The 12,290-nt window shown below is 45.4% G+C and carries 15 protein-coding genes; 11 read left to right on the forward strand and 4 right to left on the reverse strand.

What is annotated here, in order from left to right; translation table 11 throughout:
- Positions 1 to 250 precede the first annotated feature (250 nt).
- A complete protein-coding gene (locus tag OCV44_RS01380; RefSeq protein WP_086048633.1) occupies positions 251 to 721 on the reverse strand; it encodes a TIGR02444 family protein in 471 nt (156 codons plus the stop codon).
- Positions 718 to 2,640: an ABC transporter ATP-binding protein gene (locus OCV44_RS01385; RefSeq protein WP_139685171.1), complete on the reverse strand. Its 1,923-nt coding sequence runs from the start codon at positions 2,638 to 2,640 to the stop codon at positions 718 to 720. Before OCV44_RS01385 ends, OCV44_RS01380 begins: the two co-directional genes overlap by 4 nt.
- A gap of 174 nt (positions 2,641 to 2,814) precedes the next feature.
- On the opposite strand from OCV44_RS01385, the gene kefG reads away from it, so the two are divergent.
- The 5 genes from kefG to OCV44_RS01410 all read left to right on the forward strand — a co-directional run bounded on the left by kefG (position 2,815) and on the right by OCV44_RS01410 (position 7,427).
- Positions 2,815 to 3,399 (forward strand): glutathione-regulated potassium-efflux system ancillary protein KefG, encoded by a 585-nt coding sequence (kefG, locus tag OCV44_RS01390; protein WP_139685172.1) that lies wholly within the window; start codon positions 2,815 to 2,817, stop codon positions 3,397 to 3,399.
- The gene (kefB, locus tag OCV44_RS01395) at positions 3,386 to 5,182 is read left to right on the forward strand and encodes a glutathione-regulated potassium-efflux system protein KefB (RefSeq protein WP_086048636.1); all 1,797 of its coding nucleotides are present in this window, start codon (positions 3,386 to 3,388) and stop codon (positions 5,180 to 5,182) included. The genes kefG and kefB overlap by 14 nt, the downstream gene beginning before the upstream one ends.
- A 157-nt stretch (positions 5,183 to 5,339) precedes the next feature.
- Positions 5,340 to 5,540 (forward strand): YheV family putative zinc ribbon protein, encoded by a 201-nt coding sequence (locus OCV44_RS01400; RefSeq protein ID WP_086048637.1) that lies wholly within the window; start codon positions 5,340 to 5,342, stop codon positions 5,538 to 5,540.
- A 94-nt stretch (positions 5,541 to 5,634) separates the two neighbouring features.
- A complete protein-coding gene (slyD, locus tag OCV44_RS01405; protein ID WP_009848928.1) occupies positions 5,635 to 6,225 on the forward strand; it encodes a peptidylprolyl isomerase in 591 nt (196 codons plus the stop codon).
- A 236-nt stretch (positions 6,226 to 6,461) separates the two neighbouring features.
- Positions 6,462 to 7,427, forward strand: a complete 966-nt coding sequence (locus OCV44_RS01410; protein WP_139685173.1) for an isoaspartyl peptidase/L-asparaginase family protein — start codon at positions 6,462 to 6,464, stop codon at positions 7,425 to 7,427.
- A gap of 182 nt (positions 7,428 to 7,609) precedes the next feature.
- On the opposite strand, the gene OCV44_RS01415 is transcribed toward OCV44_RS01410, so the two are convergent.
- Positions 7,610 to 7,837 (reverse strand): SlyX family protein, encoded by a 228-nt coding sequence (locus tag OCV44_RS01415; RefSeq protein ID WP_009848930.1) that lies wholly within the window; start codon positions 7,835 to 7,837, stop codon positions 7,610 to 7,612.
- 5 nt (positions 7,838 to 7,842) lie between these two features.
- Positions 7,843 to 8,820, reverse strand: a complete 978-nt coding sequence (locus tag OCV44_RS01420) for a WD40 repeat domain-containing protein (RefSeq protein WP_139685178.1) — start codon at positions 8,818 to 8,820, stop codon at positions 7,843 to 7,845.
- Between the two features lie 131 nt (positions 8,821 to 8,951).
- Between OCV44_RS01420 and fkpA the strand changes: the two genes are divergently transcribed.
- From fkpA to rpsL, 6 genes are all read left to right on the forward strand, one after another.
- Entirely contained in the window at positions 8,952 to 9,728 is a 777-nt protein-coding gene (gene fkpA, locus OCV44_RS01425) for an FKBP-type peptidyl-prolyl cis-trans isomerase (RefSeq protein ID WP_009848932.1), read from the forward strand.
- Positions 9,729 to 9,932: 204 nt separating this feature from the next.
- Entirely contained in the window at positions 9,933 to 10,658 is a 726-nt protein-coding gene (locus OCV44_RS01430; RefSeq protein WP_012604921.1) for a helix-turn-helix transcriptional regulator, read from the forward strand.
- On the forward strand, positions 10,652 to 11,041 hold the full coding sequence (tusD, locus tag OCV44_RS01435; RefSeq protein ID WP_139685174.1) for a sulfurtransferase complex subunit TusD: 390 nt from the start codon (positions 10,652 to 10,654) through the stop codon (positions 11,039 to 11,041). The genes OCV44_RS01430 and tusD overlap by 7 nt, the downstream gene beginning before the upstream one ends.
- Positions 11,038 to 11,394, forward strand: coding sequence for a sulfurtransferase complex subunit TusC (gene tusC, locus OCV44_RS01440; protein ID WP_086048642.1), 357 nt, complete (start codon positions 11,038 to 11,040; stop codon positions 11,392 to 11,394). Before tusD ends, tusC begins: the two co-directional genes overlap by 4 nt.
- Positions 11,395 to 11,402: 8 nt before the next feature.
- Positions 11,403 to 11,678, forward strand: coding sequence for a sulfurtransferase complex subunit TusB (gene tusB, locus OCV44_RS01445; RefSeq protein WP_139685175.1), 276 nt, complete (start codon positions 11,403 to 11,405; stop codon positions 11,676 to 11,678).
- Between the two features lie 181 nt (positions 11,679 to 11,859).
- Positions 11,860 to 12,234, forward strand: a complete 375-nt coding sequence (gene rpsL, locus OCV44_RS01450) for a 30S ribosomal protein S12 (protein ID WP_012604917.1) — start codon at positions 11,860 to 11,862, stop codon at positions 12,232 to 12,234.
- The last annotated feature ends 56 nt before the right edge of the window (positions 12,235 to 12,290 follow it).

The raw sequence follows: 12,290 nt of genomic DNA on the forward strand, positions 1-12,290 counted from the left end.
ATGGGCTTTGATAAAGTGTTGAGCTTGTAGTGAAAGGCCCACGTTTTTATTTGAGCTTGGTTGATTCTCGTCATAAGCGCAAGAGTTTCACTTATATGGGTTACAAAACAGGTTATGGGTAACTGGTTGAATATTATAGAGGTTAAGCTCTATATCTTGCTAATAATCCGAGTCACCATCGCGTGAGCACGAAGAGCGATAGTCCCAAGTAAGCTTGGAGCTTGATTGAATAAAAGGAAAAGGGAATGCGTTAGGGCTGTGGTGCTGGTTCAGAAAAAGCGGCGTAGAGATTTTCCGCCCCTAATAAACGACAGTACTGTAAAGCGAGCGGTGATTGTTGGTTCGCAGTAAGTTGAAGAGACTTAATGCAATCGACGAGGTCGGACTGTTGTTGCTTTTCAAGCTGCAGCTCAAATTGGAGTGCTTCACGGTAGAGAGAATCGACAACGTGTGCTTTGAGGTGTTTGCGCAGCTCCCGATAACTATGGAGCAAGGTTTCAGAGCGACTTAAGCATTGTTGAACCTTGTGCCACTCTTCCTCAGCAAAAGAGAGTTGCTGCTCATCAAGCCATTTGAGAAGCAGCAGTAGATTGACGTTGCCATGGAATTGGTTTTGCAAAGCTAAGCACGCATCCTTAACACCGCGCACACTGTAATACTGAAGGCTAAATTGCCATAGTCGTTCCAGTGTTAGTGATATTGGGGCGTGCTCTGGGCTCATAAGCTATCCATATCCAGTTCCATCTGCTCAAGCTCTTCTTGAGTGGACATCCAATCCATTTCAACTTCTTCTAGCTGTGACTTACTGCTCGCTTGTAGAGCGAGTACTTTATTCAGTTTAGCCTTATTTTCAGCTTCATACAGTGAAGTGTCGGATAATTCTTGCTCAGCTTCTTCGAGAGATAGCGTCAGCTTATCCATTTGCTTTTCAAATTGAGTTAGCTTTTTACGCAGTGGTGCCGTCAGTTTACGGAACTCGGCTTCTTTACGTTTTTGCTCTTTTTTCGCTGCTGCACTGTTGGCGCCGTCTTTTGCTGGTGCCAATGCTTGTGCTTCTTTGCGCTCAACTTTCTGTTGTTCGGTTAGCCACTTGTAGTAATCGCTTAGATCACCATCAAACGGTGCAACTTGACGGTCGTGTACAAGGTATAAATCATCAGTAGTGGCACGAAGTAGGTAACGGTCGTGCGATACGATAACCATCGCTCCTTCAAACGTCTGCAACGCAAACGTCAGCGCCTGACGCATGTCGAGATCCAAGTGGTTAGTTGGTTCATCGAGTAGCAACAGGTTTGGTTTTTGCCATACCAGTAGCGCTAATACCAAACGTGCTTTTTCACCACCAGAGAATGGTGCAACCTTGTCGAGGGCTTTTTCACCTTGGAAGCCAAAGCTACCTAAGTAGTCACGCAGTTGTTGCTCTGTGTGTTTAGGGGCAATCTGCATCATGTGTTGCAGCGGTGTTTCTTCTGGGTGCAGCGTCTCTAATTGGTGCTGAGCGAAGTAACCCATCTTAACGCCTTGCGAATAGCTCAGCTCTCCACCTTGCTGTTTCAGTTCGCCTGAAAGCAGTTTAATCAGCGTTGATTTACCTGCACCGTTTCGACCCAGTAGGCCGATACGACTGCCCGGTACTAGATTCAAGCGAATCTTTTCTAGAATCAGGTTGTCATCGTAGCCCGCTGATACTTCATCCATCATCATGATTGGGTTCGGCAGCGCGTCTGGTTCTCTAAACTCAAAGCTGAATGGGTTATCAAACTGAGCGGGCAGCACTTGTTCCATTTTCTCCAGCGCTTTAATACGGCTTTGCGCTTGGCGAGCCTTTGAGGCTTTATAACGGAAACGGTCAATGTAGCTCTGCATGTGAGACATCTGTTTCTGCTGCTTTTGGTACATCGCTTGTTGCAGAATTAGCTTTTGCGCTCGTTGGGTTTCGAACGATGAGTAGTTACCCGTATACTCATTGAGCTGTTGATTTTCAACGTGCACGATGCGGTTGACGATAGGATCTAAGAAGTCCCTATCGTGCGAGATAAGCACTAGCGTTCCTGGGTAGTTTTGTAACCAACGTTCTAGCCACATTACTGCGTCTAAATCCAAGTGGTTGGTAGGTTCATCGAGTAGCAGTAGATCACTGCGACACAGTAGGGCTTGCGCTAGGTTCAAACGCATACGCCAACCACCCGAGAACTGGGTTAGGTTCCATGTCATTTGTTCTTGGCGAAATCCTAGGCCATCCAATAACTCGGCGGCACGTGCTTTGATGCTGTAACCACCAATGGTTTCAATCTTGCCGTGGATCTCTGCTACCAATGTACCGTTGTCGGCTTGTTCAGCTTTCTCTAGTTGATCTTCAAGGCCACGGTATTCGCGGTCGCCATCAATTACGTATTCAATGGCTGTTCTTTCTAATGCTGGTGTTTCTTGAGCAACCCAAGCCATTTCCCAATGGGCTGGTTTACTGAATGAGCCCGCATCAATAGACAGCTCGTCCTTAATTAGGGCGAACAGCGTAGATTTACCACAGCCATTTTTGCCAACCAAACCGATCTTGTCGCCAGGCTGAAAAGTGGCAGACGCTTGGTCGAGGAGTGGCTTACCGCCGCGTAGCAATTGAATATCAGAGAAAGTAATCATAATTGAAATAGCATAGAAATTAGAGGTGAACAGACGCCTGCATAGTAGGCTGAAACCAGATAAAAGTCGATCACAATGCAATTTGCGTTATTATGCCAATAACATATTAGTAACTTTTGCTTAAATTCTTGTGGCCTTGCCACCGTTTAGCCTTCAAAGGAATGTTTCAAAGGAATGAGTAATACTCCCTCGACAGACAACCCCGTGCCAAAGGTGCTGGTCATCTATGCGCACCCAGAGCCGCAAACCTCTATCGCTAACCAGATCATGGTTAAAAAGATAGAGTCGCTTGGGAATGTCAAAGTCCACGATCTCTACGCCATCTATCCTGACTTCTTTATTGATGTGCCTTACGAGCATGCATTGCTGCTTGAATATGATGTGATCGTGTTCCAACACCCTTTGTTTATGTATTCCTGTCCTTCGTTGTTGAAAGAGTGGTTTGATCGCGTGCTAGGCAAAGGTTTTGCGTTTGGCGAGCAAAGTGCGCTTAAAGGTAAACACTGGCGTAGCGTTATTACAACAGGTGGTAAAGAAGAGGCGTTTGGTGCTGCAGGCTATAATAAATATCCATTACAAGAGATTTTGCAACCCTTTGAGCTAACCGCTGCTTTGTGCCAGATGCACTGGATGTCACCTTTGGTTTTACATTGGGCACGAAATGTCACCGATATGACGCGTTACCAACATGCAGAAGCGTATCGAAATTGGTTGCGAGACCCGCTACAAGATATAGGAGCAGATGATGGCTCTGACTAACGATTTTCTACAAAGTAGCGTTATATTTTTAGCCGCTGCTGTGGTTGCGGTTCCTATCGCACAGCGCGCGGGATTAGGTTCAGTACTCGGCTATCTATTAGCTGGCGTGGCGATTGGCCCGTGGGGGCTTGGTTTAATCAGTGATGTCGAGGCGATTCTACACTTCTCCGAATTCGGGGTGGTACTGCTACTCTTCTTGATTGGTCTCGAACTTAACCCGAAAAAACTGTGGCAGATGCGAGCCCCCATTCTCGGACTCGGTGGCGCGCAAGTACTGATCACCACCCTGATTATTACCGCTATCGCGTGCATGTTTGGTTTAACTTGGCAAACTAGCTTAGTCATCGGCATGGGTTTAGCTTTGTCTTCGACCGCTATTGCGTTGCGTGTTATTGAAGAGCGAGAACTTGGTGGCAAAGAAGCAGGACAGTCAGGTTTTGCGGTATTACTTTTCCAAGATATTGCAGTCATCCCGATGCTAGCGATGTTGCCTCTGCTTGCGGGTAATACCGGTGGCAGTTGGGCGGACATGTTATGGATGCTAGGCGGTGTGATAGGCTTGCTTGTTGGTGGTCATTTCTTGTTGAGACCGCTGTTCCGCTACGTAGTCATGAGCGGTGTGCGTGAGTTGTTCACGGTAGCAGCGCTGTTATTGGTGATTGGTATTGCTGTCATCATGCAGCAGATTGGTTTGTCGATGGCATTAGGTACTTTCTTGGCGGGCGTACTTCTGGCTGAAAGTGAATATCGACACGAGCTTGAAATCGCGATTGACCCATTCAAAGGGTTACTGCTTGGCTTGTTCTTTATTTCGGTTGGTATGGCGGTGAATTTAGGTTTACTAGCAGAAAGCCCATTCGCAATACTGATTGCGGTGTCGTCTCTGGTCGTATTGAAAGGATTAGTGCTGTATGCGCTGGCTCGTATCTTTGGCACTCAAGCTAAAGCGCGCAGTCGTATGGCGATGATTCTCAGCCAAGGTGGTGAGTTTGCCTTTGTAATTTTTACCGCTGCGAGTGCACAAGGCATCTTAAGCGGCGACCAAGTGTCGTTCTTACTGGTTGTTGTGAGCCTGTCTATGGTGACCACGCCATTGATGCTTAAGCTGCAAGACCGATTCTTTGCGCGTCAGCTTAATCAAATCAGTGAAAGCGCGATGTCTTCGGATGTGGTTGATCGTAGCCCTCGAGTGATCATTGCAGGCTTTGGTCGTTTCGGTCAGATCATTGGTCGCTTGATGTATGCCAACAAGATTCGTATTACCGTCCTTGAAAGTGATGCCAGCCAAATCCATATCCTAAGAAAATTCGGCTACAAAGTGTTTTACGGAGATTCCACTCACCTAGAACTGTTGCGGGCAGCCGGTGCAGACAAGGCGGAAGCCATCGTGTTGTGTACTGACTCTCCTGATGAAATTATGAAAACCGTCGATTTGTGTAAGCAGCACTTTCCACGCTTAAAGATCTTAGCGCGAGCTCGAAGCCGTGTTGAAGCGTATCAATTACTTAACCACGGTGTGAGTAACTACTCTCGTGAAACCTTCCTTGGGGCATTAGATTTAGGCCGTCAAACATTGACCGAACTTGGAATGCACCCATATAAAGCGAAGCGAGCAGAAGCACACTTTAGGAAATTGGATAATGGTATGCTGAAAGAGTTACTTCCTCAGCATAATGAAGATGCTGAGTTGGCCCAACGAGCGAAAGAGGCTCGTAAAGAACTCGAAGAGATTTTTGGACACGAGATGGAAAACGATCACCAATCTCGTAACTATTGGCAGTAGCTGGAAGTGATAACTAATGCTTGAACTATAGAAATATAGCTTGAGCATAGAAATAACAGTCTAGATAACTAATCTAATAATAAACGTGGTCTCTGCTTTGCCTTTAATCGAGCTAGAGCGGAAGAACTGCGAATCCAGAGTAGTAAAGGATATCAACGTGAAACAGAAAAAACGCTTTATCGCAGGGGCGAGCTGCCCAAGCTGCAAGACTCAAGACACACTCCGCTGGTGGGTTGAAAATAATATCGAGCTGGTGGAATGCGTCGATTGTGACTTCACTGAGCAGCGTAAACCGAAAACTGTAGAGAAATCTGAACACGCGAATCAAGAAATGATCGGTATTTTTAAGCCAGAATGATTGAGTTTCGTTAATTGATCCCCATAATATCCCGGTACAGAATTTTTCCTAAGCTCAACTGTTCGAGCTTAGTCCAAACCTCCTTGGAGCTCTCATGAAAATTGAAAAGAACGTAGTAGTTAGTGTTGCATATCAAGTGAAACTTGAAGATGGCGTAGTAGTTGACCAATCAACTGCAGAAGCTCCACTAGATTACCTTCACGGTCACAACAACCTAATTACAGGTCTTGAAAAAGAGCTTGAAGGCAAAGTAGCTGGCGACAAGTTCTCAGCAACGGTTACTCCAGAAGACGCTTACGGCGAGCACAACGATGACTTAGTTCAACGTGTTCCTGCAGACGTATTCCAAGGTGTTGAGCAAATCGAAGTTGGCATGCGTTTCCTAGCGGATACTGACCAAGGTCCAATCCCAGTTGAAGTGACTGAAGTAGATGGCGACGAAGTTGTTGTTGACGGTAACCACATGCTAGCTGGCCAAACTCTAACGTTTGACGTTGAAGTTGTAGCGGTTCGTGAAGCGACTGAAGAAGAAGTTCAACACGGTCACGTACACCAAGAAGGCGGCTGTGGCGGTCACGACCACGATCATGATCACGAAGGTGGTTGCTGTGGTGGCGAAGGCCATGACCACGCTGAAGAGAAAAAAGACGGCTGCTGCGGCGGCGGTAGCTGTGGTTCTCACTAATACCGAACTAACGGTTTAGTTTAAGAATATTGAAAGCCTCCCTTGTGGAGGTTTTTTTCGTTTAAGGAGTCTCGCTTTTTGAGCTGACTTTTAATCTAGCGAACTTAGTATCCGTAAATCTAAGCATCCGCAAATCTAAGCATTCGTAAAAAGTTTGGTTTTCGCTATCAGACATCAAACCATGGATGTGGTATTGATAGCACAACATTATAAGACGACGTCAGTGGGGAGTTCGCATGTCACAGCCTTTTTCAATTGCCATTCATGGTGGTGCAGGAACCATCTTACGAGAGCAAATGAGCGATGAATTAAAAACGGGTATTACCGAGGCTTTGGAAAAATCGGTTTTGGCTGGCTATCAAGTTTTGCAATCGGGTGGCGATGCGCTGGATGCAGTGGTTGCGTCAGTCAAGGTGATGGAAGACAGCCCGCATTTTAATGCCGGTAAAGGCTCTGTTTTAACTCATGATGAATTTGTTGAGATGGATGCTTCTGTGATGCACGGTCGCGAAATGGATGCGGGTGCTATTGCCGGTGTCCGTCATATTAAAAACCCGATAGAGCTTGCGCGTGATGTGATGCTTAAAAGCGACCATGTGCTGCTGATTGGTGAAGGTGCAGAGAAGTTTGCGTTTGACCACGACTACACCTTTACCGAGCAAGATTACTTCTTTACTGAGCGTCGTTATGACCAACTTCAGTCGATGAAAGAGAAAGGTATCTTTGCTTTGTCGGAAGCAAAATATGATGAAGAGCAAGCTGATAAATACCCAGACGACAAGAAATACGGCACGGTTGGTGCGGTCGCATTAGACCAAGCCGGAAACTTAGCGGCAGCAACCAGCACAGGTGGCGTAACCAATAAGAAATACGGCCGTGTAGGTGATTCTCCTATTATTGGTGCAGGCACTGTTGCTGAAAATGGCAACGTGGCCGTCTCAACGACAGGAATGGGCGAGTTCTTTCTACGTAAAATGGTTGCCAGTGATGTAGCAGCACGAATGCGTTATCTCAAAGAAGATGTGCACACGGCTTGTGAGACGATCATTCAAGGTGAATTGAAAACCATGGGCGGAGAAGGTGGCTTGATTGCTATTGATGGTCAAGGTGATATCCACTTCGGTATGAACAGTTCAGGAATGTACCGTGCGAGTGTTGATACTAATGGCTGCGTGGAAGTGAAAATTTATGCCGATGACTAAGTTTGTATTGGCTTAACTGGCTTTAGTTGAATTAGCGCAGACTAAACAAACAAAAGGGCGACAGATAAGCATCTGTCGCCCTTTTAGTTTTCTATGCCCCGTCCTAAAATGTGTTTACACATCGACGACGAGAGACTAACGATATGCGTCGCTAGAATTAATTCGTTACCTTTAAACCGCACTTAATAGTGTGGAGGTGGCGTCTCTTCTGATGCGTCTGCTAAGTTAGAGCCATCCATATTTTTCACTTTGCCCACCACGAACTTCATCTGGTCTTGCATTCTCGTGATCAACATTTGTTGCTGGCTAAGCGCTTCATTGAGTTCTTCAATGGTCTGTTCTTGGAAAGCTAGCTGACACTCTAGGTCATTTACGCGGCTTTCTAGTTGTTCAACTCGCTTTTCTGTCATCGTTCTTAATCCACATTCCAAGCTTGGGCAATGCCCGCTGAGGTGCCCGATATCACACGGTTCTTATCATCAAAGGCTGCATCATACACTACAGCACGAGGAGGGCGAGCATCTTTTAGTGGCTCAGCATCGTGGCGAGAAATTCGTTTTCCATCTTGAGTATTCCACACGCTCACTTGGCTTGATGGCGTACCCGTCACCAACATACTGCCGTCGTCAGAAAAGCGAGCACTGGAGAATATCAGCTGTCGAGACCAGCTCTGCAATTGCGCTTGAGGTTCACCCGTTTCTAGATCCCAGATCATCGCTTGATTGCCGCCATCGGAGGTAAAAGCCAATTCTCCATCCCGTTGTAGCGCAACTCGAACGACTCTTTGTTCGTGTTCAAAGGTGCGTATTACCAAGCCTGATTCGGTATCCCAAAGGTAAGCTTTGTAGTCGTTACCTCCCGATAATGCGTAGCGCCCATTCGAAGAGAGAGAGACGGAATTTACTTTTTCTCGGTGAGCGAGGAACTCCAGACGGCGTCCGGTGACTAAGTCCACATAGATAGCTTTGCCATTAGATAGGCCCAGCAGTACTTTTTCACCATTGCTAGAGATATCAACATCGCGAATTAAGCCATCGGAAATCGACCATAGCCCTTCAGCTTGTGTCCAAGATAAGTCCCAAACGGCGAAATTCATCTGACTGGCGGTAATGGCAAAGCGACCATTGTCAGAGATGCGAATACGCGATACTTGATTTTCGGATTGATCTTGTGGGCCAAGCTGAGCCAGTTCTTTGTTCTGGGCAAGATCCCAAAGGAGCAGCTGTTTTTGCTGCGAGTAGAGCAGCGCGAAGCGTCCATCTCTACTTAGGGCAAAGCTGGTGGCGCCGTTGGGTTCAATTTCCCAGCGTTGGTCATCATCTTGGAAGAAAAAGCAGCCATTTAACAAGGTGATGACAATCGTACATAGCAATGAGTGGAAAAATATTCGCATCACATCCAATAATCCGGTTTGTGTCGAAAGACATATGACTAGTATATTGTTATAACTAACGTATTCACACCAATCTAATCATTAGATTTGTGCACAATAACCAATGGCTTGGCCATTAATTGGAGAATTCAATGAAATCAGTTTTAAAAGTATCACTGCTTGCCGCAACGGTTATGCTAGCAGTTGGTTGTCAGAAAGAAGAACCAAAGGCAGAAGCTCCACAGGTAGAAGAAGTTAAAGTTGCAGCAGTAAACTTTAAAACAGAAGATGACAAAGCGGCATACGCAATCGGTGTATCTTTCGCTAATTACTTAAGCACAAGCATTGATAAGCCAAGCGAGCTAGGTATTAACCTAGACAAAGCGATGGTTCTTCAAGGTATCGAAGACGTATTCGCAGAGAAGACGGCACTTAACGAAGAAGAGACTCGTGCAGCTCTTGAAGCTCTAGACAAGCGTGTTGCTGAAACGATGCAAGCACAAGCGGCAGAAAAGTCTGCAGAAGTGAAGAAAGCGGGTGATGACTTCCGCGCTGAGTTCGCTAAAACTGAAGGTGTGAAGCAAACTGAATCTGGTCTACTTTACCAAGTAATGACGGCTGGCGAAGGCGCATCTCCAAAAGACACTGATACGGTTCAGGTACACTACAAAGGTACGCTAACAGACGGTACTCAGTTCGATAGCTCTTACGACCGTGGCGAACCTGCAACATTCCCTCTAAACCGCGTTATCCCAGGCTGGACGGAAGGCGTACAACTGATGCAAGTGGGTTCTAAGTACAAGTTCGTTATCCCGCCAGAGCTAGCATACGGTGAGCAAGATACACCGACTATCCCAGCTAACTCGACGCTAGTATTCGAAGTAGAGCTACTAAACATCGATAACGCTGAAGCAGCTCCTGCACAGTAATATCAGTTCACAACCTCGTACTAAATACGTTGATTGAATAAAAAGCCTAACTTTAAGTTAGGCTTTTTTTATGACTTGAATATGAGTATTTGATTTTTAAACTTGTTCTAAATCACTAGTTGCAATGTTAGCTAGGTGTGCAATTAAAATTTTCTGATAAACTTACATAAATTTGTTGATTTTTCACACGAAGGTAAGGAATAAGTGACTACTACAGAAACAGTCAATGCGGACATGTTACTCGAAATGGAATCAGTCCATGTCATGCCATTCAGTGAACACGATAAAATTATCTTAAGATCTTATGAGGCCGTAGTTGATGGTATTGCGAGTCTGATCGGTCCGTTTTGTGAAATCGTTTTACACTCTTTAGAAGACCTCAATACTTCGGCGATTAAAATTGCCAATGGTGAAAATACAGGTCGTCAGGTTGGTTCGCCAATCACCGATCTTGCATTGAAGATGTTGAAAGATATTGAAGGTTCTAAGCGTAACTTCTCTCGTTCATATTTTACTCGCGCTAAAGGCGGGGTACTAATGAAGTCGATCACGGTTGCTATCCGCAATGGTGAAGACCGAGTGATTGGCTTACTGTGTATTAACGTGAACTTAGATGCGCCATTCTCACAAGTGCTGCAATCTTTCATGCCTACGCAAGACGCGGACGAAGCTGCGTCATCTGTTAACTTTGCTAGTGATGTTGAAGAACTTGTCGACCAAACGGTTGAACGCACGATTGAAGAAATCAATGCAGACAAATCTGTATCGAACAACACCAAAAATCGCCAAATCGTGATGGAGCTATACGACAAAGGTATTTTCGACATCAAAGACGCGATTAACCGTGTTGCTGAGCGATTGAATATCTCTAAGCACACAGTGTACTTGTACATCCGCCAACGTAAAACAGAGGATGAAGAGGGTTGTTAAGCTATACACTCTTAGTCAATGGGCCCGTTTACGGCTCACAATCCGCAAGAAGTGCTTATCAGTTTGCCGTGGCTCTATTGAAACAGGGCCACAAACTTCACAGTGTGTTCTTCTATCAAGACGGCGTCAGCAATGGCTCTGGCATTACTGTACCTGCTAACGATGAATTTGATTTGGCTGCCGCTTGGCAAAAACTGGCGGACGAGCACAATGTTAGCCTTGAAACGTGTGTGGCTGCGGCGCTAAGGCGTGGAGTGATCAGCACTGAAGAAGCGGCGCAACATCAGTTAAGCGCATCTAATCTAGCGTCTGGATTCACTCAGGCCGGCTTAGGGAGTTTATCTGAAGCGCTATTAACACAAGATAGGGTTGTGCAGTTTTGAGTAAATTGGCCTTTATATTTAACAGCTTCCCTCATACAACGGCTGCGGGTAGGGAAGGGCTAGACGCATTGTTAGCGGCTTCAGCTTACAGTGAAGACATTAGCGTATTCTTTGTCGGTGATGGCGTTACACAGCTTCTCAAGGCGCAACAGCCTGATGAATCCCTATCACGTGACTATATTTCTGCATTCAAGCTTATGGACCTCTACGACATCGAGCAGGTTTACGTGTGCCAACATAGCCTCAATCAGTTTGGTCTCTCGACCGATAACCTACTGATCGATGTGACTGCGCTAGAAATGAATGAGTTGACGCAGAAGTTAGCTCAGAGCCAAAAAATACTGACTTTCTAGGGAACGTTATGCTTCATATTGTAAAATCAGTAGACAAACTCAAGCTTGCATTGACGTACTCACAACAAAAGGATCATATCCTTTTGGTTGAAGATGCGGTGTATGTTTGCCTTCCAAATCATGAGTTATTCAATCAAATCTCAACCGTTGAACATGTGTCGGTATTAAAAACAGATCTTTATAGCCGAGGTTTACAACAACTTGCTTCAAGCACTCTGGATCAAGTGGACTTCGATGGATTCGTAAAACTGACTGTTTTGAACGATAAATCAGTCACTTGGTAGCTGTATTTTATCAGTGTGGTTAAAAAAAGACCATCCTGAGCTCTAGACGGCTAAAAAAGATCTGTATATTTCTTGACACACATCCCACTGCTGAATAGAATTTTGCGTCCCTATTTACACTATGTGTAATAGGGCTAGATTTTTCATCAAGCTTACTTTCAAGTAAATCAGGAGCTAGTTAATGGCAACTATTAACCAGTTGGTACGTACTCCTCGTGTAAAGCAGGTTGTTAAAAGCAACGTGCCTGCACTAGAAGCGTGCCCACAAAAACGTGGTGTATGTACTCGCGTATATACTACTACTCCAAAAAAACCGAACTCAGCACTACGTAAAGTATGTCGTGTTCGTCTAACTAACGGCTTTGAAGTTACTTCATACATCGGCGGCGAAGGTCATAACCTTCAAGAACACAGTGTTGTTCTTATCCGTGGTGGTCGTGTTAAAGATTTACCAGGTGTGCGTTACCACACTGTTCGCGGTGCACTTGACTGTGCAGGCGTTAACGACCGTAAGAAAGGTCGTTCTAAGTATGGTGTGAAACGTCCTAAGTCTTAATGCGTCTTTTTTTAAAAGAAAGCGTTAAGTAAGGCCAAACACTATTTATTTATTAT

It is taken from the genome of Vibrio tasmaniensis (assembly GCF_024347635.1).
GTDB classification, from domain to species: Bacteria; Pseudomonadota; Gammaproteobacteria; order Enterobacterales; family Vibrionaceae; genus Vibrio; species Vibrio tasmaniensis.